Consider the following 23,582-nt stretch of genomic DNA (forward strand, 5'->3'; position numbering starts at 1 on the left):
AATGTTTGAAAAAGTATTAATTGCTAATCGTGGTGAGATTGCAATTCGGATTATTCGCGCTTTGCGGGAGATGGGAATTAAGTCGGTGGCCGTTTATTCGACAGCCGATAAGGATGCCCAGCACGTTAAAGAAGCGGATGAGGCTGTTTGTATTGGTGCTCCGCAACCCGCTGATTCGTATTTGAAGATGGAGAACATTGTCAGCGCCGCGATTTTAACTGGCGCGACTGCCATTCATCCGGGTTACGGCTTTTTGTCAGAAAGTCCTGAATTTGCCCAATTATGTGAAAAATGCCAGTTGACTTTTATTGGTCCGAAGTCGGAAACGATTGCGTTAATGGGCAATAAGGCCAACGCTCGTGAAGCAATGCGCCAGCATCAAGTGCCCGTTATTCCCGGCAGTCAGGGCTTTGTTAAAGACAGTGATGCGGCTTTAGCAGTAGCCAAAGAAGTTGGCTTTCCGGTAATGCTCAAGGCAGTAGCTGGGGGCGGCGGTAAAGGAATTAGGCAAGTGAATAAACCTGAGGATTTGCCTAATGCTTTTGCTCAAGCCCAAGAAGAAGCGCGTTTATCCTTTGGCGACGGCAGAATGTACGTTGAAAAGATTATTTCACCGGCTAAGCACATTGAAGTCCAAATTATTGGCGATCAGAATGGTCATGTTGTGGCACTGCCTGAACGTGACTGTTCAATGCAGCGTAATCATCAAAAGGTAATTGAAGAAACGCCATGTTCACAGATTAATGACGATGAACGTGTTTATTTGCAGGAAATTGCGATCAAGGCCGTTAAGGCAATCAAATATGAGAATGTCGGGACAATCGAGTTCTTAATGGATCCAGACCATCATTTTTATTTTATGGAAATGAACACCCGGATTCAGGTTGAACACTCAATTACTGAGGAAGTAGCCCACGTTGATCTAGTCAAAGAGCAGATTAAGATTGCGGCGGGCATGGATCTGACAATGACGCAAGATCAGGTTAAGGTTCACGGCGCTGCTATTGAAGCACGAATTAATGCGGAAAATCCAGCAAAGAACTTTCAACCACAAGCCGGCACGATTAAGCAGATGTCTTTGCCGGGTGGTTTAGGTATTCGGATTGAAAGTGGCGTTAACAGTGGCGATACCGTATCACCATTTTATGATTCAATGATTATTAAAATCATTGCTCATGCCACGGACCGCCCATTAGCCATTCGCCGGTTGATTGATGCCTTAAATGAATTTCAGGTTACTGGTTTGACAACTAACCGGTCGTTTTTAGTTAAGTTGCTTCAAGATAAGGTCTTTAATGATGGCAATTATTTGATTACCTATTTAGACCAAACTTTTTTGCCGCAATACATTAAAGAAGCGCAAAAGGAGGACAAATAATGGCTGCTAAGTTTGCCCGCCATCCTAAGCAGGCGCTGAAGGATTACGAGGAAAAAGTTCCGAAGGGCATTTTTCGTTATTGTCAAAAATGTGGTGCTAAATTTTACTTCGCTCGTGCAGGTAAGTATCATGTTTGTCCTAATTGTGGCTACGGCTTTCGTGTGACTGCGCGCCAGCGCTTAAAGATGCTGACGAAGCAGTTTACGGAATGGGATGCGGATTTAACAACGACGGATCCCTTAAAGTTCCCCGGTTATCAAGAAAAGCTAACCAAGGCGCGTGAACAGACCAAATTGCAGGATGCCGTGTTAACTGGTCAAGCCGAAATTAAGGGGCAGCAAGCTGCCTTAGGGATTATGGATCCGGCCTTTATTATGGGCAGTCTTGGTACGGCTAACGGTGAGCGGATAACGCGTTTGTTTGAAAAGGCAACGGAATTGAGTTTACCTGTAATTATGTTTACCGCTTCTGGTGGTGCCCGAATGCAGGAAGGTATTCAATCGCTAATGCAAATGGCCAAAATTTCGCAGGCAGTTAATGACCATCGCGCAGCTGGTCTTCCTTATATTGTTGTAATTATGGATCCGACAACTGGCGGGGTAACAGCCAGCTTTGCTTCGCAAGCCGATATTATTTTGGCTGAACCCAAGGCGATGGTAGCATTTGCTGGTCGCCGCGTCATTGAGCAGACAATTCATAAGAAGTTGCCACAAGGGTTTCAAAGTGCTGAAAATGCTTATCAAAATGGTTTTGTTGACGCGATCGTGCCAAGGTCGCAGCAGGTAGATAAGTTAGGGCAGTTATTGACGATTTTTGCTGGACAAAAGTGGAGAGGCGCTAATGGAGAGTAAAAAAATAGCAGCCATTATGGCTGGTGCGCGTGAAGACAGCAAGACTGACATGCGGGCACTGATTAATCAATTGTTCCCCGACTTTTTTGAAATGCATGGTGACCGCGCTGCCGGTGATGATGCGGCAATTGTTGGTGGTTTTGCCAGTTGCGGCGGGCGTAGCGTCTGTGTGATTGCGACTAATAAAGGTAAGGACATGAAGGAGCGTCTAGCGACTAACTTCGGTAGTCCCGAACCGCAAGGTTATCGCAAGGCATTGCGGATTATGAAGACAGCTGAAAGTCTCAACTGCCCGATTATTACGCTGATTAATACGCCGGGAGCTTATCCCGGTGCTGATGCCGAGGCTAGTGGTCAAGGGCAGATTTTAGCCGAAAATATTAGTGCAATGTTACAATTAAAGGTGCCGTTATTAGCAATTATCATCGGTGAAGCTGGTTCTGGCGGTGCCTTGGCTCTAGCATGCAGCGATCAAGTTTGGATGCTGGAACATAGTATGTATACCGTGGTTTCCCCAGAAGGCTTTGCCTCGATTATGTGGAAGGATGGCCAACGTGCACAAGATGCTGCGCAATTAATGCATATTGAACCGGAATGGCTCAAGAAGCAGGGCGTAGTTGAACGCGTTTTGCCGGAAAATATTCTGGCTGACAATGCTTCTGCCTTGAAGCAACTGATTAATGAGCAGTTAATTGACTTTGACCAAGTTGGGTTAGAGCAATTATTAGCCCAGCGTCATGCACGTTTTCGCAAATTTTAAAAGAATTAACGAACTTCGCTTAGTAGTTGAAGCTCGTTTTTTAATTTTATTATTAGATTGGCTGTTGATTACCATTCAAGCTAATAAGTATGGTAAGATGAATAGCAAGTTATACATTTGTTTTTGATTAAATATATAATTTAGTTTTAATTTTAGGAGCGAAGTTTATGCACAAAAAATTGCAGAAAAGCTTTTTTGGGATGATAATCCTGGGAATGATGTTGATGTGCTTTAGCATTTTTGCGACAAAAGCAGATGCTAAAACCTATGAAATTGGGACGGATGTGACCTATCCGCCATTCGAATTTGCCAATGATAACAATAAATATGTTGGTATTGATATTGACATTATTAATGCTGTGGCCAAAGAAGAAGGCTTCAAAGTTGAAACTAAGCAAGTTGGTTTCAATGGGGCAGTACAATCCGTGCAGTCTGGTCAGCTGGATGGGATTATTGCCGGAATGACAATTACCAAGGAGCGGCAAGCCAAGTTTGACTTTGGTACGCCGTACTTTAAGACTGGGATTGTCATGGCCGTTGGTAAGAATAGTAATATCAAGAGCTTTGCTGATTTGAAGGGCAAGCGGGTTGCCATTAAAACTGGTACCGCAGCTGCACAATATGCAACCAGTTTGAAGAAGAAGTATGGCTTTAAGACGGCTACCTTTGATGATTCCGACAATATGTATCAGGATGTTTTAACTGGTAATTCAGTTGCCTGTTTTGAAGATCAACCAGTCATGCAATATGCTATTAACCAAGGCATGAAGCTGAAGATTGTTACTAAGGCAGCTAATACTGGTTGGTATGGTTTTGCGGTTAAAAAGGGCACCCATCAAGAATTAATCAAGAAGTTTAATGCTGGTTTTGCCAAAATTAAGGCTAATGGTACTTATAACAAGATTGTTGGTAAGTATCTTGGCAGTAAATTAAACCCAGACTTGAAGGGTAAGACTTTTACAATTGGTACTGATGTAACTTTCCCACCATTTGAATTTGCTAACACCAATAATCAGTACATCGGCATTGATATTGACATTTTGAAGAATATTGCACAAGAGCAGGGCTTCAAGGTTAATATCAAGCCGATGGGCTTTAATGGTTCACTGCAAGCTCTAGAATCCGGTCAGATCGACGGGATGATTGCGGGAATGTCAATTACACCAGAACGTGAGAAGAAGATTGACTTCTCTGACCCGTACTTTATGTCGGGAGTTATTATGGCAACCTCGACTAAGGGCAAGATTACCAAATTATCGCAATTGCGCGGTAAGAAGGTTGCGATTAAGACAGGGACAGCTGGCGCCCAATACGCTAATAGTATTAAGAAGAAGTATGGCTTCAAGACGACTACGTTTGATGATTCCAACAACATGTATCAAGATGTGTTGACGGGTAATTCAGCTGCTTGTTTTGAAGACCAACCAGTTATGCAATATGCCATTAAAAAGGGTACCAAATTACGCATTGTGACTAAGCCTGCACTTAAGGCACCGTATGCCTTTGCAGTTAAAAAGGGCCAAAATAAAGCATTGCTGGCCGCATTTAATGCTGGTTTGAAGGACTTGAAGTCTAGTGGTACTTACGATGATATTACTGCTAAGTACTTAGGTACTGCTGACAAGAAGGTTGCTGATAATGGTCAAGGTAATGACGACCGCAGCTTTGTTGGTTTGCTTAAGCAAAACAAAGATGCGTTGTTGTCTGGCTTCGCGGAGACAATGTGGTTAACAGTCGTTGCCATTATCTTTGCTACAATCTTTGGTGTGTTGGTTGGTCTATTGGGCGTATTGCCGAATAAGTTCTGCAATGGCCTTTCCAGCACCTTGATTTATATCTTCCGGGGAATGCCACTCTTAGTTTTGGCATTGTTCATTTACACGGGAATTCCAAGTTTAACTGGACAAAAGATTCCAGCCTTTGTCGCTGGGGTATTAACGTTGACTCTAAACGAAGGAGCCTATATTGCTGCCTTTGTTAAGGGGGGAATTAATGCCGTTGATTCCGGTCAGATGGAAGCAGCGCGCTCATTAGGATTACCGTTTGGTAAGGCGATGCGTAAAGTTATCTTGCCGCAAGGAATCAAGATCATGGTACCGTCATTTATCAACCAATTTATTATTACCTTGAAGGATACCTCAATCTTATCAATTATCGGTATCCTAGAATTGACGCAAACAGGTAAAATTATTATCGCGCGGAACCTTGAAGGCTTTAAGGTTTGGACAATTATTGCGGTAATTTACTTAATTGTTATTACATTGCTGACTTGGTTATCAAATTGGGTACAAAAGAGGACAAATGTATGAGTGCGAAAATAGAAGTAAAGAATTTAGTTAAAAATTATGGCAGTAACCAAGTTTTAAAGAATATTGATTTAACTGTTGGTGATAACGAAGTTGTTGTTATTATTGGGCCGTCTGGTTCTGGTAAAAGTACCTTATTAAGAACACTTAATAAGCTTGAAGAGCCAACTTCAGGAACTGTTGTTGTTGATGGCATTAATATTGCCGATCCTAAGACTGACATGAACAAGGTACGTGAAAATATTGGCATGGTGTTCCAGCACTTTAACTTGTTTAATAATCTGTCAGTTGGTGACAATATTATGCTGGCACCTGTGGAGTTAAAGAAATTGGACAAGGCTGCTGCCGATAAGCAAGCTAAGAAATTGCTAGAAACAGTAGGTCTAGCTGATAAATTTGACGCAACCGTTCAGTCATTATCCGGTGGTCAGCAGCAGCGGGTAGCAATTGCGCGAGCACTAGCAATGAACCCTGACGTGATGCTTTTTGACGAGCCGACTTCGGCACTTGATCCAGAAATGGTCGGTGACGTTTTGGCTGTTATGAAGAAGCTGGCTAAAGAAGGAATGACAATGGTTGTTGTCACTCACGAAATGGGCTTTGCCAAGGAAGTTGCCGATCGTGTGGTCTTTGTCGCTGATGGTAAGATCTTGGAGCAGGGGACACCTGAAGATATGTTCGACCACCCACAAAATCCGCGTCTGCAGGACTTCTTGGATAAGGTCTTGAATGTCTAATAATTGAATAAACTAAAAAAGCGAACCTTAAACGAGGTTCGCTTTTTTAGTTTGTCGGTTACGATAATAACAAAAAAGCAGTCAATTGCGACTGCTCCAGGTATCTTGCGATTGATTAAGTCGCTTGTACACTTACATGGATGATTAGCCATGTACTACTATTCTTAAAGTCATTATAGCATGTTTTCTAAGATCTGATAGACTACTTGAGTATTAATCAAAAGGCATTCACCTTTAAGGATGAATGCCTTTTTGTATCTAAGTTAGAAGTAAAGTCCAACAATTGTACCAGTTAGGATTGAAGCTAAAGTCGCACCTAAAAGTAGTTTCATTGAGAATTTAGAAACTAAAGTTCCAGATTTTTGGCTGATAGATCTGATTGAACCGGTAATAATCCCAATAACACTAAAGTTAGCAAATGACACTAGATAAGAAGAAATGATTGCATTTGCCTTTGGTGATAGAGTAGCTGCAATTTTATTTAATTCACCTAATGCCACAAATTCGTTAGTTAAAATCTTGGTTGCCATCAAACCGCCGACTTTGGTAATGTCTGCTGCAGGTACACCCATCAGGTAGGCAATCGGGGCAAAGATATAACCCAAGAAGTTGGTAAAACTAATATGGAAAATCAGGGCAAAAGTATTATTTAAAAAGGTAATTAGGGCAACAAAGCCGATTAACATAGCAGCAACAGTAACAGCTAGTTTGAAGCCGTCTTGAATGTAATTGCCGACAACTTGGAAGAATGGTTCTTTTTCAACGCCAGTTTCAATGTTGTTAACTGAAATAGTTTCTTCAGCTGAGACATCGTATGGATTAACGATACAAGAAACAATTAAGGCAGATAAGATATTGAGAAAGACGGCAGTTACTACGAACTTGCCGGGTACAAGCTGCATGTATGAAGCGAGTACAGCCGCAGAAACGGCACTCATGGCTGAGGCACAAATAGTGTAGAGCCGCTTTTCATCAAGCTTAGGAATAATATCTTTAATTGTTAAGAAAACTTCAGGTTGACCTAAGATTGCAGTTGATACGGCAAAGTAACTTTCAAGTTCGCCCATGCCAGCTAATTTGTTAAGAATAAATCCGGTCCACTTAATAATGAACGGTAAAATCTTAAGGTAGTTAAGAATCCCAACTAGTGCAGAAATGAACACGATTGGCATCAAAACATTAAGAAAGAAAACAGAAGCGCCTTTTTGAATAACTAGGCCGCCGAAGACAAAGTTGACACCGCCAGCGGCTTGAACCATTAACCAACTGAAGAAATTGGAAATGGCTGCCATCGTGCTGACCCCGCCGGAAGTTTTGAGACATAAGAACGAAATTATTAATTGCAAGATGAACATTACAGCCATTTTGCGGTATTTAATGTGCTTACGATCATTGCTGACAAGCCAACCGATAACGAATACGAAGGCTAGACCAGTTAGTAAAAATAAAAATTGCATATTTTAACCTACTCTTACTTTTAACTATAAATATCTATTCAAAATTAATTATTGTATTAATGTATTGCTTTACTAATAAGCGCTTACATTAATTGCTATTAAGTGTACCATTATTTTTATCAATTGTAAATATTTTTATTGAAATTATGTTCAAAAAGTAAACATTTTCATCAGCAGAGCCTATTATACAAATGTTCAGGTAAAAGCATTTACATTTGTAAAAAATGAGTTATACTTTAGGCGAAAGGAGTTGTTAAATATGGATAAAACAACATTAGCAAAATATTTAGATCATACACTTTTGAAACCAAATGCAACTAAGGAGGATATCATCCAGATTTGTAACGAGGCAAAGCAATACAATACGGCTTCTGTCTGTGTTAATTCTTACTGGGCAAAGCTTGTCACTGAGGAATTAGCAGGTTCAGATGTTAATACCTGTTGCGTTGTTGGCTTTCCTTTGGGAGCAATGAGCAGCGAGGCAAAGGCATTTGAAGCTACAAAAGCAATTGCAGACGGTGCCGAAGAAATTGATATGGTAATTAACATTGGTGAATTGATTGCTGGTAATGATGACGCCGTACTTGCTGATATTAAGGCAGTAGTTGCAGCTGTTCACCAAGAGAACAAGTTACTCAAGGTTATCATTGAAACTTCATTTCTTAACCACGATCAAAAAGTACGCGCTTGTGAACTTAGTGAAGAAGCAGGTGCTGACTTTGTTAAGACTTCAACTGGTTTTAGTTCTGCAGGTGCAAAGGTAGAAGACGTTAAATTAATGCGTGAAGTTGTTGGCGACCGTTTAGGTGTTAAGGCATCCGGCGGCATTCATTCTTATGATGAAGCAATGGCAATGATTGATGCAGGTGCTAGTCGCTTGGGTGTTAGTGCAACCTTGCAAATTTTGTCTTAATTATAACGAGGCTTAAAAAATGAAATATAAGCGTATTTTTGGGTTAGTAATGGACTCTATCGGTACTGGTGAAGCACCAGATGCCGCTGATTTTGATGATGTTGGTGCTGACACATTAGGCCATATTGGCGAGTACTTTAAGGGCGAATTAAAGTTGCCTAATTTTGCCAAGTTAGGTTTGTCTAACTTGCGGGACACGCCAATTGCTGGTGTTCCTGTTCAAGATAAGCCGGTAGGCTACTTCGGTAAGATGAAAGAAGTATCTGTCGGTAAGGATAGTCTTGACGGCCATTGGGAAATGATGGAGATGCCGGTAATGCAGGAATTAAGCTTTTTCCCGAATGGCTTTCCTGATGAATTATTAGACAAGATTGCGGCATTTTCAGGTCGTAAAATTGTCGGTAATCGTCCAGAATCTGGAACAAAGATTATTGACGAATTGGGCGAGCACCAAATGGCAACGGGTGATTTGATTATCTACACTTCTGGTGATTCAGTCTTGCAAATTGCAGCCCATGAAGACGTGATTCCCGTTGAGGAACTTTACCGTATTTCTCGTTATGCCAGAAGTTTGGTCAATGGTCCTAAGTATCGTGTTGGCCGAATAATTGCGCGGCCATATGTTGGCAGTGGTAAGGGTCACTTTACTAGAACTGCTAACCGGCATGATTTTACCCTAGAACCAACTGGAAAATCAGTTTTGGATTATTTGCAAGATGCCGGTTACCACACAGTTGCTGTTGGTAAGACAATGGATATCTTTTCAGGTCATGGCATTGATGAAAATTACCATAATGAAAGCAATATGGACGGGATGGATCATGTGGACCATGTAATGAAAGAAGACTTTACTGGTTTTTGTTTCATTAACTTAGTTGACTTTGATGCTATGTACGGTCATCGCCGAAATACAGCAGGTGATGGTGAAGCCTTGATGGCACTTGATAAGCGGTTAGGCACTGTAATGGCCAACATGCATGATGATGACTTGTTAATCATTACAGCTGACCATGGTAATGACCCAACTTACAAGGGAACCGACCACACTAGAGAGTATGTGCCACTACTTGCTTATTCGCCAAGTATGAAGAACCCTGGCAGTTTAGGTACACGTGAGACCTTCTCTGATTTTGGTGCGACTGTTTTGGCCAACTTTGGTGTTAAGGGCAATGATGTTGGTACAAGTTTTTTAAATGATTTGCAATAAAAATATTAGAGTAATTCTTTTGTAGCCAGTTTTAGTGATTAAGTAATGAAATCAATGTTTATCAGTTGTTTACTAGCACCATGCTTTAATATATAAGTTGGTTTTATACAGGATTATGGTAAAATTATTAGACTGAAGTCTGTTAGCAATAATTACGATAATAATGGAGAAATTAAATGGCTGATAAATATGATAAAAAGAAATTGGCACAGAGTGCGGCCATTGCTAGACTTTATTATGAAGATGACTTGGATCAAACTGAAATAGCAAAACAGGTTGGACTTTCACGGCCGACGGTTTCACGGTTATTAAAATTAGCACGTGAAACAGGAGTGGTTAAGATTCAAATTTCTAATCCATTAATTAACGGAGACCATTTAAGTGATCGTTTATCCAAAAAATTTAATTGTAAAATTTCAGTTGTTCCCAGCAACTTTAATGGTGAATTAACAGCTCTTAATGGTGTTGGTGCTTATGCGGCACAATATCTAATGCGCTTGATTAAGCCGCATGATATTGTTGGCCTCGGCTGGGGCAAGACCATGCATGTGGTGACAACCAACTTGGAAAAGCGCGCTGTTTCTGACGTGCAGGTTGTTCAGCTCAAGGGCGGCGTCAATATCAATAATGAAGAGACTTACGCTGATGAGAGTGTGACCGAATTTGCCAATGCTATTGGTGCGGCCGCACACTTTTTACCGTTGCCGCCATTTTTTGATAATAAAGTTACTAAAGAAATTGTTGAAAAAGATCGTTTTATTAACAAGACATTACAGCTTGGCCGGGCCGCAAACATTGCGGTCTATAGTGTTGGCACGGTGCGCAAAGATGCGCTGCTGTTTCAATTAGGCTACTTCAATAAAACGCAGAAAAAACAGCTGCAGGAAAAGGCAGTGGGTGATATTGTCTCACGCTTTATTGATCGTGATGGTAATATTGTTAGTCGCGGGCTTGATGAACGTACTGTCGGCATTGAACTGAGTGATTTAAAATCTAAGGAACATTCGATTTTAGTTGCTAGCGGCATTTTAAAAGCGCCGGTTGTCTACGCCGTTATTAAAGCAGGATACGCAAACGAACTTATTTTAGATCAGGCAATTGCACAAGAATTACTCACCTATTAATAATGAGGTGAGAAGCCATGAGAATGGTAGATATAATTGATAAAAAGAGAAATAAGCAAGAATTAACCGACGCTGAAATTCAATTCTTTGTTGATGGTGTAGTCAGCGGTGAAATTCCGGACTATCAGACAAGCGCGTTGTTGATGGCGATTTTCTTTAATAATATGACTGACCATGAGCGTTCAACGTTAACCCTAGATATGATGAATTCCGGCGATCATTTGGACTTGTCTGGGATTCCGGGGATTAAAGTTGATAAGCACTCAACTGGTGGTGTTGGCGACAAGGTTAGTTTGCCGCTAGCAGCAATGGTTGCGGCTGTTGGGATTCCGGTACCAATGATTTCTGGACGCGGTTTAGGTCATACTGGTGGTACGCTTGATAAGCTAGAAGCAATTCCTGGCTTCAAGGTGGAGATTGGCGAGCAAGACTTTATTGACCAGGTTAAGCAGGAAAAGCTGGCAATCATTGGTGCTACAGGTAATATTGCACCGGCAGACAAGAAGATTTATGCTTTGCGGGATGTCACTGATACTGTTGATTCAATTCCGTTAATTGCCAGTTCAATTATGAGTAAAAAAATCGCATCAGGAACTGATGCGCTGGTAATTGATGTTAAGACCGGTTCAGGTGCCTTTATGAAGACTTTGCCAGAGTCTGAAGAATTGGCACATGCCTTAGTGGAAATTGGTAAGGGTGTCGGCATGAAGTGCATGGCCCTGATTTCTGATATGAACCAACCACTAGGCAACAAGGTCGGTAATACTTTAGAAATTGAAGAAACGCTTGACCTGCTTAAGGGCAATGGTCCACAAGACCTACTTGACTTAGTCTTAACTCTTGGCAGTTACATGGTTGTTTTGGGTCAAAAGGCAGAGACAGTTGAAGAAGCTCGCCAGAAGCTTGAGAAAACAATTGCTGATGGGTCAGCTTTAGATCGGTTTAAGGCAATGGTAATTGCTCAAGGCGGCGATAGCAGTGTGATTGATGATTACAGTGTTATGCCGCACGCGCAATTTAAGATTGAACTGCCTGCTAAGCAAGATGGTTATTTAGCACAATTGTCAGCTGATGAAGTTGGGATTGCCAGCATGAAACTTGGTGGCGGTCGTGAAAAGGCCGACGATCAGCTTGACTATGGTGTTGGAATCGAATTGCACAAGAAGGTTGGCGACAAGGTCAAGAAGGGCGAATCCTTATTGACTATTCATGCCGATAGTTCAGATGTTGCTGAAGTTCAAGAGATGCTTTACAATTGCATCAAAATTGCGGATGAGGCTAAGCCTTACCAAATGATTTATGAAGTAATTGAATAATTAAAAATAGCGTAATTAGATTGCACGCCAGTCTGATTGACGCTATTTTTATTGGCGAAAAGTCTAAAAAAGTCTAAAATAAAAATCAAAGTCTAAAAAAGTCTAAAAGGAGAATTTATGATTAATCCGTTTAATCCGACTTTTGGTGATGTACCGCCAATTTTTTTGGATAAAAACAAGCAGGTAAATGATTTAGTAAAATTAATTAAGGAAAGCCAATTTTCACGATCGTTTTTTATCACCGGTGTCCGTGGTTCTGGCAAAACAGCATATTTAACACAATTAGCTAAACAATTTAAACAAGACGACAATTGTTATTATGTTGATTTACTTAATCGTAATGGGATTTTGACGAGCTTGGCACATAAGTTAGATCATCGGGTTCACTCTAAAGCAAATAGGCTATTTAATAGTATTAATTCTTTGAGTTTGGGTGGTGTATCAGTTAGTCGCGAAATTGAGGTTCCTGAAGTTGATGAGATTTTGGAAGACTTAATGTCCGAAATTAAGCAACAAGGAAAGTTTGTGGTTGTCACGATTGATGAGGTAACTAATTCTAAGGCAATTCAAGACTTTGCCCAGGTTTATAATTCACTTAAGCGAGCTGAATATCCAATTTATGTTGTAATGACCGGATTGCCTGACCTTATTTTGGATATTCAAAATGAAGATAAACTGACTTTTTTGTTGCGTTCAGAAAAAATAGTGATGATGTCGTTGAACGCTGCAGATATGGTGAATACTTATCAAAAAGTCTTTGCGTGTTCCTTAACTGTTGCAAACAAAATGGCACAGATGACTAAGGGTTACTCTTATGGCTTTCAATTATTGGGTTGGCTGTATTTTGAAGAGTTAAATGGCCGTGAACCAACTATAGAAGTATTAAATGAAGTTAAAGTACAATATCAACTAAAGCTTTTTGAAAATGCTTATCAAAAAATTTTGATGGGCTTGTCGGAAAATGACCGTCAATATTTGATAAATGTTAATGACCATTGTAAGTTCAGTGATGTTGTTGCCAAAATGAAAAAGACTAAGGGTTATGTCTCACAATATCGGCGTCGAGCATTAGAGCGGCAGTTAATTACTCCAAGTGGTCATGGTTATGTTGATTATACGTTGCCATTTTTTGGTGAATATTTAAAGCAAACCCAAAATCCAGATTCGGTATATTATTTGGGCTATTAATTATAATTTTTGTGTTTATATAGTCTAGTTAAATGGCTGAAAAATATTATTAGAAATTCGATTAATTTTGTATAAAATTAGTAGTAAGATTAATAAAATTAAATAGATTATAGAAGGAACATGAGGAATGAAACAGAGAAAATTTTTAGCTCTATTATGTATAGTAGTGTTAGCCATAAGTAGCATTGGAATGGAGAATATAGTAGTTTCTAAAACGGTTCAAGCTGCTAAAGAAGAATATGTGTCAATATTTAATACTGATAACTATGATACAAACAAAAAGGGCTTAACTTATGCTACAAAAGTTTCTAAGGATAAGGTTAAAACGAATCAGAAACATTCTACTGTAGTAGGAAATAAGTATGGATTTGTAAAGCCATTTAATATTCCAAAGTCATGGCGTGGAAACTGGTACGATAAAAACGGATTGGCCCAGAAGTTGACAGCAAATGCGTATAACATTGAAGGAATAATTACGAATAGAATATGGATTGTTGGAAAAGTTAAGGGAACAAATAAATATCCTTGGCAAATAGCTGATAGATTGAATAAAAAATATCCAAGAGCGTATATTCATGATGCTCGAGGAACATGGAGGTATGTATCAGGTTTAAATTTAATCATTACTAGTCCAGTAACAGAAAAATCAGTTATAAAAGATGGATTTGCTTTTACATGTCATAAAGAACAAGTTTCTGGAGAAGTTCAATCAGTTTATTTTGATGTTAATGCGAAAACAGGAAAAGTAAAAGATCAACTATTTAAAACTAAGCAATTAGCTAAAGAGTATGCTCATCATAAATTTTCTGATATGCATTACTCATCGAAATTTAAATAATGTTTTAGGAGTAGTAAATATTATTTAGGCTATTAATTATAATTATTCTTAGTAAAAAACGACAGCCCCTATAAAGAGCTGTCGTTTTTTCTAGAAAAATAATTGCTGGATTTTTTGGAATTGCTTGGCCTTGTTTAGGCTTAATAGAACAATAGTGGCAACTACTGATCCAATAATAGCAGCCCCGATAAAACGCGGGGTGTAAACGAACCAATACAGGTTATTGGAGCTGCCTGTGAACCAGACCATGACTGGGTAAGAAAGCAGCGAGCCGATAATTCCGGTGCCGATAATTTCGCCGAGACAAGCTGCCCAAATTTTGCCGGTTAACTTATATAAAATTCCGGCTAATACTGCACCAAAGATAGCACCAGTTAGTGCCAGTGGCGGAATTCCCATGATTAACATTCTGATAATTCCACACAAGGTTGCCATAATTGTCACGTAAACGGGCCCCAGCATGGTAGCGCCAATAATGTTGATAACACTAGACATGGGCGCCATTCCTTCCACGCGAAAGATGGGCGATAATACCACGTCTAGTGCAATCATAATCGCCAAAATAGTAAGTTTTTCTGTCTGTTTTCTCTTATTAGTCATTTCTAACTCCCTACTTCTAACAAGCGTCTACAAAAAAATCCCATTCGCACATAGCGAACGGGATTTTGCTTAATTAGCCTATCCCTTGCGCTAGTATTATCTAGATCAGGTTCATGGGTTTAATCTCAGCTTAAATAAGCACCCCATAGACTCTTGTATATTAATGTTAATTTGATTATAGACTTTCAATGATGAAAAAGAAAGCATAAATTCTATTTTCTTATAGTTTCATTTGATTATATGATGTAACTTTTCTCTGCTTATCAGTCATTGTCATCATGGTAATTGACGCATTACGTGGACCGCAGCTGACGTCGAAATCGCCAAAGCGGTCGGCAATACTGCGAATAGTAAAGCCGTGAGTTACCAATAAAATGTTTTCGGCACCATCAAGCTGGCTGATTAGGTCAAAGCCCTGGTCAAGGCGGTGCCAATATTCCTTGGCATTTTCCGCGTCATGAAACGGATCAGCTTCCTTAATCCAGTCGGTTGCCGTATCAATTGATTCGTTCTTGAACAGATCATAGTGGGTCTTATAGCCGTGCGGTCCACCAATCATTTGCCAGGCCATGTCGGTATCCATTCCTTCAAAGTAGCCGTAAAAGTGTTCGCGGAACAGCGGAGTTGCAAGATGTTGGATTTCGTCGCGGTTAACATTGTGCTTAATAATGATGTCGCAGGTATCACTTGCCCGCTTCAAGTCGCTAGAGATGGCGATGTCAAAGGGAATATTCTTTAGTGTTTCGCCCGCCTTGTCGGCACCAGCAATGCCGTCTTCAGTTAATGGGGTGTCACACCAGCCCTGCATCTTGTTGTAACGGTTAATATAAGTTTGTCCGTGACGGACAATATAAATTCGCTTCATTTTTAAACTCCTTATTTTAATTATTTTTCATGATAAATTTGTTTAACTTTTGCGACATCTTGCGGTTCAATTGAGTAAATAGAGCCGGCAGGATACATGACGGACTTGCCTTTATTGTGATTCAGACCGATAGCATGACCTAATTCGTGTTCAACAGTATTGACAATTCGCTGATAAGTATAATAATATATAAAATTCTGCAGATAATAAACATTTAATTGGATTTTTGCCTTACTAAGCAATTTAGTCTTGGGATTATAGGTAATGCTTGCTTGCCCAGCGGCATCCGTGTCGGGGTCAAACATCGGCTCAATTGTAATCTGTGCATTTTTCTTCTTATTAGTCTCAGTAAAAGTAAAACTGCCAGTATCATTCCAAGCACTAATGGCGTCTTGAGCGGCTTGAGTTAATTGCTGGTTATTCGCCAAATCAAGATAAACTTTGGCGGAATTTTTTGACCAGTGACAATTTTTGCCCGCATTTTTCGCAGTTTTTTCGCGATGTGTCTTAGCTAAGACGACATGGCTGGGTGTATTAGCAGGACTAATAGCCGGGATATACACGCTGCCTAGAGAAATTCCAGCGACTAATGCACAAGATAATTTACGTAAAAAGTGTAAAATCTTTTTCATAATAAAAACCACCTCCAATATAAAAAATTATAGAAGCAAATTGCTTAATTTTCACTAGTTTTTAATAATCTTAGTAAAAGAGTTTTAAGAATTATATATTAAGTTCGTTTCATGTTAAAATAGTATGCAAGTTTTGAAGAACAGGTGACTTTATGACAAAAGCGATGGATGAAAAACAGTTTGAACAGAAGCATCTCGACGCTATCTTAAAAATGATTAAGGAGCGGCGGGGAGAATTAACTGCGGCAATTAAGTCAGCTGAAGGTGAAGCGCGGAACCTCAATTCGCACTTCTTTGATGATGTCCGCTTAGATTACGATGGTTATTCCACCTCAATGGAAACGGCGCTCTCGATACACCAGCAGCAGCAACTGCTTGATGAACGTGAGAATGCTTGGCAGCATTCTGCTAAGCAGTTAGGAACAGTTCAACGACTGGAAAAGAAACCGTATTTTGCCCGGGTGGATTTTAAAGAAGGCAATGAAAAACCGGAAACAATTTATATTGGTTTGGGTTCATTTGCGGACAAGGACAACCACTTCTTAATTTATGATTGGCGGGCACCAATTTCTTCAATTTATTATGACGGCAAGCTAGGGCAGGTTTCGTATTTGTCGCCAGATGGTGAAATTACCGTTGACATGACGAAGAAGCGGCAATTCATGATTGAAGATGGTCAAATTGTAAACATGTTTGATACCAATGAATCAATCGGTGACCAAATGCTCTTAGAGGTGCTGGGCGAAAAGTCCAGTACCCAGATGAAGTCAATTGTAACGACAATTCAGCGTGAGCAAAATAAAATCATTAGAAATACCAGTGCTGATTTGTTGTTTGTCCAAGGAGCCGCAGGGTCAGGGAAGACGTCAGCGATTTTGCAGCGGATTGCCTACCTGCTTTACCGGTATCGGGGCAACTTGACCAGCAGCGACGTGATTATGTTTAGTCCTAACCAATTGTTTAATGATTATATTAAAAACGTGCTGCCGGAAATGGGCGAGCAGAATATGGTTCAAATGACTTATTGGCAGTTCGTTGCGCGGCGGTTGCCAGGGATGGACGTAGAAAACTTGTTTGACCAGTTTGAGGATCAGACTGCTGATACAGCAATTGGTAAATTTAAAGATTCTACTGCTTTCTTTAAGCTGGTAACGCGTTATGCCAAGCATTTGAATAAGCAGGGAGTTGTCTTTAAGGACATCTTTTTCCGCAACAAGAAGCGTCCATTCTTTGCTAAAGAAAAGATTAACGAGCTTTACTATTCATATAATTCTAATTATAATTTAAATAATCGGATTGACGCAACGCGTGAAGAACTGATTAAGACGCTTAACCGCAAGATTAACGCGGAAACTAAGAAGCCTTGGGTGTCAGAAGCCATTGAAAGTTTGAGCAAGGAACAATTAAATGCCCTTTATGACCGCCCAGACCAAGAATTTGAATCTGAAGAAAAAGAAGAAAAATTCCTGGGTCGTAAGATTGTAGTTAAGGCCTTGGACAAGGTTTACCAGCAGATTCGCCGGAATAATTTTATTAATATGCGGGCGCAATATTTGAGCTTTTTGCGGGCAGTGCCGAAAATGACTGACCTGAATAAGTGGCAGATTAGTGCTAGTGATTGGGCTAAGCACGTTGAGGATGTGAAGGCCAGCTTTAAAAAGCATTATATCCACATGAATGACGTTTCGGCTTACTTATATATGTATGATTTAATTACCGGTCGGCACGTTAATTATGAGATGCGTTATGCCTTTATTGATGAAATTCAGGATTACACGGCGTTTCAATTGAGTTATTTGAAGTATAACTTCCCGCGGGCCAAGTTTACGATGCTGGGCGATTTGAACCAAGCGATTTTTACTAAAGATGAGAGCCGCAGCCTGTTAAAGCAAATTAGTGGGTTGTTTGACCCAGAGAAGACGACCGTGGTGCAATTAACCAAGTCCTACCGGTCAACTAAGCAATTGACCGACTTTACCAAGCAAGTTTTACGACAAGGCGAAAAGATTGAATCCTTTAATCGGCAAGGTCCTAAGCCTGTCTTCTGGAAACGTGAGAATGATGATGCGGCAATTGCCGTTCTAGAGCAGGTTCTAACAGATAATACTGCTGGCAAAATGACTACGGCAATTATTACTAAAGATCTGGCAAGTGCCAAGTTTGTCAGCCAAAAATTGCAAGATGATGGCGTTAAGGCAACGTTAATTGCGACTGCCAACCAGCGACTAGTTGAGGGTACATTAGTTGTTCCGTCGTACTTAGCTAAAGGATTGGAATTCGATGCGGTTGTTATGTGGGATGCTTCTAAGGCTAGCTACAATCAGGCAGACGAAATTCAATTGGTCTACACAATTACTTCACGCGCAATGTACAAGCTCGATTTGATTTATACGGGAGAAAAGAGCCCGCTACTCACGGTTGACCCGCAGACGTATGAGGAAAAATAGGAGGCAGTGCTGATGGCGCAGGAAAAATTTACTTTTAAAAAAATTGACGAGATGTCAGGTCGCGAAATGTTTTGTATCGCCCGCTTGCGGATCAACACTTTTGTAACTGAACAAGAAATCACGGTACCAGAATTGGACGATGAAGATTTGACTGCCATCCAGGTTTACTTGTTAAATGAGGATCAGACCATGGCATTAGCTGTTTGCCGGATTTTTCAAGAAGATGGTAAGTGGATGTTGGGTCGGGTTGCTGTTGCCAAGGCAGCTCGCGGTCAAAAGCTGGGCAGTAAAATGATGGCGCAAGTCCACGCCTACCTAAAAGAGCACGGTGCTGACCGCTTGTATTGTCACGCGCAGTGGCAGGCTAAGCCATTTTATGATTATTTGGGCTACAAGGTTCAGGGCGAGCCGTTTGATGAGGCTGGCATTAAGCATACAATGATGTATTACGAACTATAATAATTAAAAAAACTCACGTTAATTACGTGAGTTTTTGTTTGCCTGTTTTTCTTTAATTGCCTCAGCCACAAGATTAATTAAAACTTTATTTCCTTGGTCGCTAAAGTGTTGCCCATCTGTTTGGTAGTAGGACTCAATCTGCAGCAGCTTACTAAAGTTAGCAATCAAATCAATAAAGGGAATGTTATGTTCGAGAGCTGAATTTTGCGCAATTTGGTTATAGCGATCCAAACTCTCCTGCGTGTAATATTGCATAATCGTTTTGTTTTTTGGGTTAGGATAAGCTGGTCCAACAAGAATTATCCGGCTAGCGCCAATTGCGGTAATCATTTTTTGTAGGTTTTGGGCGTAAAGATTGCTTGGCAGGCCCCAAGTAGAAGCAGAATCGTTAGTGCCAAATTCCAAGACAACAAGGTCGGCATCTTCATCAATTAATTGCAGCCGCATCAAGCCGTCAGCGGTCGTCGCACCACTTTGTGAACGATTAGTGACGTGGAAGTCACTACCAAGAGCTTTTTGTAAGCCATTAGTAATTAGGTTAGTGTCGCGACCATTACGGTACCCGTTAAATAACGAGTCGCCAAATAAAGTTATATTTTCCATCTAAGTCTCTTTTCGTTTTTTATTAAAGCCAAAACATTTTGGTGTTAATATTTATTTACTTTATAATATAAGAAAACGAATTGAAGGACAATTAAATGAAAAATTATTTGCAGTTTAATCGGGATCAGTGGGCATCATTTTCCGCGGGCGACCAGGTTAAAATTAGCCAGGATGAATTGACAAAGATTAAGTCCCTAGGCGATGTAGTCAATTTGACAGATGTGCGCGAAATTTACGGCAGCTTGATTAAGTATTTGTATTTAGTTTACCAAGAAAAAAGTGCCCTGCAGAACCAGCAGCGTGAATTTTTGCACGAAAATGTGGCAGCAGCTCCCTTTATTATTGGCATTTCAGGGTCGGTAGCCGTAGGTAAGTCAACAACCGCGCGGTTATTGCAGGTATTATTAAGTCGGACTTATCCAGACCTAAAAGTGCACTTAATGACAACCGACGGCTTTATTTATTCCAATCAGGAGTTGAAGCGGCGGAATTTGTTTGAACGCAAAGGTTTCCCCGAAAGCTACAACATGAATTTGTTGACCAACTTTTTGCAGGATGTGATGTCTGGCAAGGAGGATATTGTCTATCCGCTGTATTCGCAGGAGTTGAGCGATATTGTGCCAGGGGAATACGGTCATGTTAAGCAGCCAGATATTCTAATTATCGAGGGGATTAACACGCTGCAATTGCCAACCAATGGTCAGATTGTTACCAGCGACTTTTTTGATTTTTCGATTTATATTGATGCCGCAGAAGAATTAATTGAAGAATGGTTCATGCAGCGCTTCGTTCGGGTATTAGAGCTGAATAAAAACAACCCAAATAATTTTTATTACGAAATGGCTAATGGTCCAAGAGAAGATGCCCTGCAGTTAGCTCAAGAGACGTGGCAGATGGTTAACTTAGTTAATTTGCGTGAGTATATTGCGCCGACTAAGCAGCGCGCAAGTCTGGTTTTGCATAAAACTGAGGGACATTTAATCGATCAAATCTACCTGAGACACTTTTAATTTGCTATACTAAGATCATGAAGATTTATTTATTATTGATTAAAAAATTCACGTTACCTCCAGCGTGAATGACTTTGAATTTAGGCATTAAGCATTTTAAAAATTTAAAGGAGTATAAACATGGTACAAGCAATTAACTTAAAAAAGGGTATGGTTTTTAGCCAAGACGGCAAATTAATTCGGGTATTAAAGGCCAACCACCACAAACCCGGCAAGGGTAATACAGTAATGCAAATGGATCTGCGTAACGTTGAAAGCGGCGCAGTTGTCCACAAGACAATGCGGCCAACAGAAAAGGTTGACTTGGTCGACATTACCAAGAAAAAAGCCCAATATTTATATAATGAAGGTGACACTTATACATTTATGGACAATGAAACTTACGAGCAATACGAAGTTTCTGGTGACCAATTGGGCGACGACAAGCTTTACTTAATTCCAAATATTGAAATTCAATTGGAATTTGCCAATGGTAGTAAATTGTTAGGGGTTGAACTGCCGTCGACAGTTGTGATGAAGGTTGCGCAGACCGAACCTGGAATTAAGGGTGCAACGGTTACTGGCTCAGGTAAGCCAGCAACAATGGAAACTGGCTTGGTTGTTCAAGTGCCAGACTTTATTACTGAAGGTGAAGACTTAGTAATTAACACAGATGGTGGTGTTTATAAGTCAAGAGCTGAAGGCAATAAGTAACATAATGTGAGTTTTAAGCTGCAGCTTAATTGGCTGCGGCTTTTTCTGTGCGTAAATTTTTGTAATTGACATTGGTTGCGGTAAAATATCTAGGTGTTGTTATTAAAAACGCTTGCAGTTGCGCATAGCTGCAGGAGTTTAATAATGGGTTATTGCTCTTTGAGGCATACCATTAGCTAAGTATTTTTAGCATACTTTCTAATAGCTTGTTTCAGGGAGTTTTTTTATGGGAGGAAAATTGTGTTTGGATTTTTAAAGAAGAAAAAGCCAGAGTTCGAAGTAACTGCACCAATAGCAGGAGTAGTTACTGACCTGAGTACGGTTGATGACCCGGTTTTTTCACAAAAGTTAATGGGTGATGGCTTTGCAATTAAGTTGGCAGCTGATGTGGACACGGTTAGTGCCCCAGTTGCTGGTGAAATTATGTCATTACCAGAATCAAAGCATGCAGTAGGGCTAGTAACGCCAGCTGGCGATGAAATTTTAATTCATATTGGGATTGATACAGTCAACCTTAATGGCGCTGGGTTTACGGCTCTAGTTAAGCAAGGAGATAGCGTTAAGCAGGGACAGGAATTGATTAAACTTGACCGTCAGAGTTTGGCCGCAAATAATGTCGACTTGACCACGATGGTGATTTTTACTAAGTTAGCACCGGCCAATCAGGATTGGACGATGACAAAGGACTTTGGCATGCAAACTGCCAGTCAAGACATACTTGTTAAGCAGAACCAGTAATTATTTAGCTTACTTAACATCAAAGGAGAATTAAATGAGTAAAGATTACCGAGAAATGGCGAAGCAGATTGACCAAGCTGTTGGCGGCAGCAGTAATGTTGCTAGTGTTACGCATTGTATGACGCGGCTGCGGTTCAATTTGAAGGATATGAATGTTCCTAAGGACGACGAAGTTAAGAAGATTGGCGGCGTGCTTGGGGTTGCCCGTTCAGGCGGCCAGTACCAAATCGTGATTGGCCAGACAGTTAACGAAGTTTATGATGCCGTTGTTGCAGAAGGCAACTTGACTTCTGCTGCACCAGTTAACGAGAATTTAGACCAAGCAGCCACTAATAAACCAGAGAAGCGGACTTGGAAATCTGTTGGTAATGCAATCTTAAATAAAATTGCCGGCAGTTTAACCCCGCTAATTCCAATGTTAATTGCTGCTTCAATGTTTAAAATGCTGGTTGCTGTCTTAGGACCAACAATGTTGAACGTAATTTCAGTTCACAGCGATTTATACCAATTATTTACTTTTGTTGGGGATGCTGGGTTTTACTTCTTCCCGATAGCAATTGGTTATACTGCTGCTAAGCAGTTCAATACATCACCGATTTTGGGGATTTTCTTGGGCGCAATTATGCTGGATCCAGGTTTAGTTAAGATTGTGGCTGCTGGAAAACCATTTACAGTTTATGGTCTGCCAATGCATTTGACTAATTATGCCAGCACAGTGGTGCCAATCCTGTTATCTGTCTGGATTATGTCATATATTGAACGCTTCTTTAACAAGCACATTACTGCTTCACTGAGAACGATTTTTGCCCCAACCTTAACGATTGCCATTATGTTGCCTTTGGCACTCTGCATCTTAGGGCCTTTGGGCGGGTTCTTAGGTGAATATGTTTCTAAGGGAATTATTTCCTTTGGTCAATTAGGCGGTATTGCCGCTATTATTGGTGTCGGTCTAATTGGTGCCTTCTGGGAATTGCTCGTCATGACGGGAATGCACCTAGTTTTAATCAGTGCGATGATTACGATTGTTGCTCAGACTGGACACGATAACTTTATTTTACTTGGTTCAATTGCAGCCAGTATGGCAGTTGCCGGCATGAGTTTAGGTGCCAGCTTACGCTTAAAGGATAAGAAAGAAAAATCCTTGGCATTCAGCTACTTTATTGCTAACTTAATCGGTGGTGTTACCGAACCAGCATTATATGGTTTAGCAATTAAGTATCGTCGCCCGTTTATCGGCATGATGCTTGGTGGTTTTGCTGGTGGTATTTATGCGGCAATAACTCACGTATCAGCTTATGTAGTTGTACCAGTTGCTAACTTTATGTGTTTAAGCGGTTATGTTGGCGGCTCAACGACTAACTTAATTAACGGGGTAATTAGTGGTGTCATTGCATTACTAGTTGCCGCAATTGCGACTTACGTTATTGGAGTTGAACCAAAGACTAAGAATTAAGAAGGGA

The 23,582-nt window shown here is 40.4% G+C and carries 21 protein-coding genes, 2 pseudogenes and 1 riboswitch; of the genes and pseudogenes, 18 read left to right on the forward strand and 5 right to left on the reverse strand.

Annotated elements, in window-relative coordinates; genetic code table 11:
• Window position 1: 1 nt before the first annotated feature.
• The 6 genes and pseudogenes from OZX58_RS00725 to OZX58_RS00745 all read left to right on the forward strand — a co-directional run bounded on the left by OZX58_RS00725 (window position 2) and on the right by OZX58_RS00745 (window position 6,032).
• A complete protein-coding gene (locus tag OZX58_RS00725; protein ID WP_277141077.1) occupies window positions 2-1,378 on the forward strand; it encodes an acetyl-CoA carboxylase biotin carboxylase subunit in 1,377 nt (458 codons plus the stop codon).
• Window positions 1,378-2,229 (forward strand): acetyl-CoA carboxylase carboxyltransferase subunit beta, encoded by an 852-nt coding sequence (locus OZX58_RS00730; RefSeq protein WP_277141078.1) that lies wholly within the window; start codon window positions 1,378-1,380, stop codon window positions 2,227-2,229. Before OZX58_RS00725 ends, OZX58_RS00730 begins: the two co-directional genes overlap by 1 nt.
• On the forward strand, window positions 2,219-2,989 hold the full coding sequence (gene accA / locus OZX58_RS00735; protein WP_277141079.1) for a carboxyltransferase subunit alpha: 771 nt from the start codon (window positions 2,219-2,221) through the stop codon (window positions 2,987-2,989). The genes OZX58_RS00730 and accA overlap by 11 nt, the downstream gene beginning before the upstream one ends.
• 224 nt (window positions 2,990-3,213) lie before the next feature.
• Window positions 3,214-3,852: pseudogene (locus tag OZX58_RS08175) on the forward strand (transporter substrate-binding domain-containing protein); the annotation flags it as partial.
• 87 nt (window positions 3,853-3,939) lie between these two features.
• Window positions 3,940-5,298, forward strand: a pseudogene (locus tag OZX58_RS08180) (ABC transporter substrate-binding protein/permease); the annotation flags it as partial.
• Entirely contained in the window at window positions 5,295-6,032 is a 738-nt protein-coding gene (locus tag OZX58_RS00745) for an amino acid ABC transporter ATP-binding protein (protein ID WP_277130867.1), read from the forward strand. The pseudogene OZX58_RS08180 and the gene OZX58_RS00745, both read left to right, overlap by 4 nt.
• Window positions 6,033-6,295: 263 nt before the next feature.
• On the opposite strand, the gene OZX58_RS00750 is transcribed toward OZX58_RS00745, so the two are convergent.
• Window positions 6,296-7,489, reverse strand: coding sequence for a nucleoside transporter C-terminal domain-containing protein (locus OZX58_RS00750; protein WP_277130865.1), 1,194 nt, complete (start codon window positions 7,487-7,489; stop codon window positions 6,296-6,298).
• Window positions 7,490-7,748: 259 nt separating this feature from the next.
• On the opposite strand from OZX58_RS00750, the gene deoC reads away from it, so the two are divergent.
• The 6 genes from deoC to OZX58_RS00780 all read left to right on the forward strand — a co-directional run bounded on the left by deoC (window position 7,749) and on the right by OZX58_RS00780 (window position 14,075).
• A complete protein-coding gene (gene deoC, locus OZX58_RS00755) occupies window positions 7,749-8,402 on the forward strand; it encodes a deoxyribose-phosphate aldolase (protein WP_277141081.1) in 654 nt (217 codons plus the stop codon).
• Window positions 8,403-8,421: 19 nt separating this feature from the next.
• Entirely contained in the window at window positions 8,422-9,609 is a 1,188-nt protein-coding gene (locus OZX58_RS00760) for a phosphopentomutase (RefSeq protein WP_277141082.1), read from the forward strand.
• A gap of 176 nt (window positions 9,610-9,785) precedes the next feature.
• Complete coding sequence (locus tag OZX58_RS00765; protein ID WP_277141083.1) at window positions 9,786-10,733, forward strand: sugar-binding transcriptional regulator; 948 nt, start codon at window positions 9,786-9,788, stop codon at window positions 10,731-10,733.
• Between the two features lie 17 nt (window positions 10,734-10,750).
• Window positions 10,751-12,049: a pyrimidine-nucleoside phosphorylase gene (locus OZX58_RS00770; protein WP_277141084.1), complete on the forward strand. Its 1,299-nt coding sequence runs from the start codon at window positions 10,751-10,753 to the stop codon at window positions 12,047-12,049.
• 117 nt (window positions 12,050-12,166) lie between these two features.
• Window positions 12,167-13,237: an ATP-binding protein gene (locus OZX58_RS00775; RefSeq protein ID WP_277141085.1), complete on the forward strand. Its 1,071-nt coding sequence runs from the start codon at window positions 12,167-12,169 to the stop codon at window positions 13,235-13,237.
• Between the two features lie 127 nt (window positions 13,238-13,364).
• Window positions 13,365-14,075, forward strand: a complete 711-nt coding sequence (locus tag OZX58_RS00780; protein WP_277141087.1) for a hypothetical protein — start codon at window positions 13,365-13,367, stop codon at window positions 14,073-14,075.
• A gap of 90 nt (window positions 14,076-14,165) precedes the next feature.
• On the opposite strand, the gene thiW is transcribed toward OZX58_RS00780, so the two are convergent.
• From thiW to OZX58_RS00795, 3 genes are all read right to left on the reverse strand, one after another.
• Window positions 14,166-14,675, reverse strand: coding sequence for an energy coupling factor transporter S component ThiW (gene thiW, locus OZX58_RS00785; RefSeq protein ID WP_277141089.1), 510 nt, complete (start codon window positions 14,673-14,675; stop codon window positions 14,166-14,168).
• A 64-nt stretch (window positions 14,676-14,739) separates the two neighbouring features.
• A riboswitch (TPP riboswitch) is annotated at window positions 14,740-14,831 on the reverse strand.
• Between the two features lie 64 nt (window positions 14,832-14,895).
• Window positions 14,896-15,540 carry a histidine phosphatase family protein gene (locus tag OZX58_RS00790; RefSeq protein WP_277141090.1) on the reverse strand — a complete coding sequence of 215 codons (645 nt, stop codon included), beginning with the start codon at window positions 15,538-15,540 and terminating at the stop codon, window positions 14,896-14,898.
• A 20-nt stretch (window positions 15,541-15,560) separates the two neighbouring features.
• Complete coding sequence (locus OZX58_RS00795; RefSeq protein ID WP_277141091.1) at window positions 15,561-16,172, reverse strand: matrixin family metalloprotease; 612 nt, start codon at window positions 16,170-16,172, stop codon at window positions 15,561-15,563.
• Between the two features lie 152 nt (window positions 16,173-16,324).
• Between OZX58_RS00795 and helD the strand changes: the two genes are divergently transcribed.
• Both helD and OZX58_RS00805 read left to right on the forward strand, forming a co-directional pair.
• Window positions 16,325-18,619 (forward strand): RNA polymerase recycling motor HelD, encoded by a 2,295-nt coding sequence (gene helD / locus OZX58_RS00800; protein WP_277141092.1) that lies wholly within the window; start codon window positions 16,325-16,327, stop codon window positions 18,617-18,619.
• Between the two features lie 12 nt (window positions 18,620-18,631).
• Complete coding sequence (locus OZX58_RS00805) at window positions 18,632-19,078, forward strand: GNAT family N-acetyltransferase (RefSeq protein WP_277141093.1); 447 nt, start codon at window positions 18,632-18,634, stop codon at window positions 19,076-19,078.
• A gap of 18 nt (window positions 19,079-19,096) precedes the next feature.
• Here OZX58_RS00805 and OZX58_RS00810 read toward each other — a convergent pair whose 3' ends face one another.
• Entirely contained in the window at window positions 19,097-19,681 is a 585-nt protein-coding gene (locus OZX58_RS00810; protein WP_277141094.1) for a GDSL-type esterase/lipase family protein, read from the reverse strand.
• Window positions 19,682-19,776: 95 nt separating this feature from the next.
• Here OZX58_RS00810 and coaA point away from each other — a divergent pair, with 95 nt between their 5' ends.
• From coaA to OZX58_RS00830, 4 genes are all read left to right on the forward strand, one after another.
• Window positions 19,777-20,691, forward strand: coding sequence for a type I pantothenate kinase (gene coaA, locus OZX58_RS00815; protein WP_277141095.1), 915 nt, complete (start codon window positions 19,777-19,779; stop codon window positions 20,689-20,691).
• A gap of 120 nt (window positions 20,692-20,811) precedes the next feature.
• Window positions 20,812-21,384: an elongation factor P gene (gene efp / locus OZX58_RS00820; RefSeq protein ID WP_277130843.1), complete on the forward strand. Its 573-nt coding sequence runs from the start codon at window positions 20,812-20,814 to the stop codon at window positions 21,382-21,384.
• 240 nt (window positions 21,385-21,624) lie between these two features.
• Window positions 21,625-22,122: a PTS glucose transporter subunit IIA gene (locus tag OZX58_RS00825; protein ID WP_277141096.1), complete on the forward strand. Its 498-nt coding sequence runs from the start codon at window positions 21,625-21,627 to the stop codon at window positions 22,120-22,122.
• Between the two features lie 34 nt (window positions 22,123-22,156).
• Window positions 22,157-23,575 carry a PTS transporter subunit EIIC gene (locus tag OZX58_RS00830; RefSeq protein ID WP_277141097.1) on the forward strand — a complete coding sequence of 473 codons (1,419 nt, stop codon included), beginning with the start codon at window positions 22,157-22,159 and terminating at the stop codon, window positions 23,573-23,575.
• The last annotated feature ends 7 nt before the right edge of the window (window positions 23,576-23,582 follow it).

This window comes from Lactobacillus sp. ESL0680, assembly GCF_029392855.1.
Classification (GTDB): Bacteria; Bacillota; Bacilli; order Lactobacillales; family Lactobacillaceae; genus Lactobacillus.

Excerpts from the sequence above, each read along its gene's own strand:
- OZX58_RS00830 (WP_277141097.1), top strand. The coding sequence starts at position 22,157 with ATGAGTAAAGATTACCGAGAAATGGCGAAGCAGATTGACCAAGCTGTT.
- OZX58_RS00810 (WP_277141094.1), bottom strand. The coding sequence starts at position 19,681 with ATGGAAAATATAACTTTATTTGGCGACTCGTTATTTAACGGGTACCGT.
- helD (WP_277141092.1), top strand. The coding sequence starts at position 16,325 with ATGACAAAAGCGATGGATGAAAAACAGTTTGAACAGAAGCATCTCGAC.
- OZX58_RS00795 (WP_277141091.1), bottom strand. The coding sequence starts at position 16,172 with ATGAAAAAGATTTTACACTTTTTACGTAAATTATCTTGTGCATTAGTC.
- OZX58_RS00725 (WP_277141077.1), top strand. The coding sequence starts at position 2 with ATGTTTGAAAAAGTATTAATTGCTAATCGTGGTGAGATTGCAATTCGG.
- OZX58_RS00805 (WP_277141093.1), top strand. The coding sequence starts at position 18,632 with ATGGCGCAGGAAAAATTTACTTTTAAAAAAATTGACGAGATGTCAGGT.
- OZX58_RS00780 (WP_277141087.1), top strand. The coding sequence starts at position 13,365 with ATGAAACAGAGAAAATTTTTAGCTCTATTATGTATAGTAGTGTTAGCC.
- OZX58_RS00730 (WP_277141078.1), top strand. The coding sequence starts at position 1,378 with ATGGCTGCTAAGTTTGCCCGCCATCCTAAGCAGGCGCTGAAGGATTAC.
- OZX58_RS00775 (WP_277141085.1), top strand. The coding sequence starts at position 12,167 with ATGATTAATCCGTTTAATCCGACTTTTGGTGATGTACCGCCAATTTTT.
- thiW (WP_277141089.1), bottom strand. The coding sequence starts at position 14,675 with ATGACTAATAAGAGAAAACAGACAGAAAAACTTACTATTTTGGCGATT.
- OZX58_RS00760 (WP_277141082.1), top strand. The coding sequence starts at position 8,422 with ATGAAATATAAGCGTATTTTTGGGTTAGTAATGGACTCTATCGGTACT.
- efp (WP_277130843.1), top strand. The coding sequence starts at position 20,812 with ATGGTACAAGCAATTAACTTAAAAAAGGGTATGGTTTTTAGCCAAGAC.
- OZX58_RS00765 (WP_277141083.1), top strand. The coding sequence starts at position 9,786 with ATGGCTGATAAATATGATAAAAAGAAATTGGCACAGAGTGCGGCCATT.
- coaA (WP_277141095.1), top strand. The coding sequence starts at position 19,777 with ATGAAAAATTATTTGCAGTTTAATCGGGATCAGTGGGCATCATTTTCC.
- accA (WP_277141079.1), top strand. The coding sequence starts at position 2,219 with ATGGAGAGTAAAAAAATAGCAGCCATTATGGCTGGTGCGCGTGAAGAC.
- OZX58_RS00745 (WP_277130867.1), top strand. The coding sequence starts at position 5,295 with ATGAGTGCGAAAATAGAAGTAAAGAATTTAGTTAAAAATTATGGCAGT.
- OZX58_RS00770 (WP_277141084.1), top strand. The coding sequence starts at position 10,751 with ATGAGAATGGTAGATATAATTGATAAAAAGAGAAATAAGCAAGAATTA.
- OZX58_RS00790 (WP_277141090.1), bottom strand. The coding sequence starts at position 15,540 with ATGAAGCGAATTTATATTGTCCGTCACGGACAAACTTATATTAACCGT.
- deoC (WP_277141081.1), top strand. The coding sequence starts at position 7,749 with ATGGATAAAACAACATTAGCAAAATATTTAGATCATACACTTTTGAAA.
- OZX58_RS00750 (WP_277130865.1), bottom strand. The coding sequence starts at position 7,489 with ATGCAATTTTTATTTTTACTAACTGGTCTAGCCTTCGTATTCGTTATC.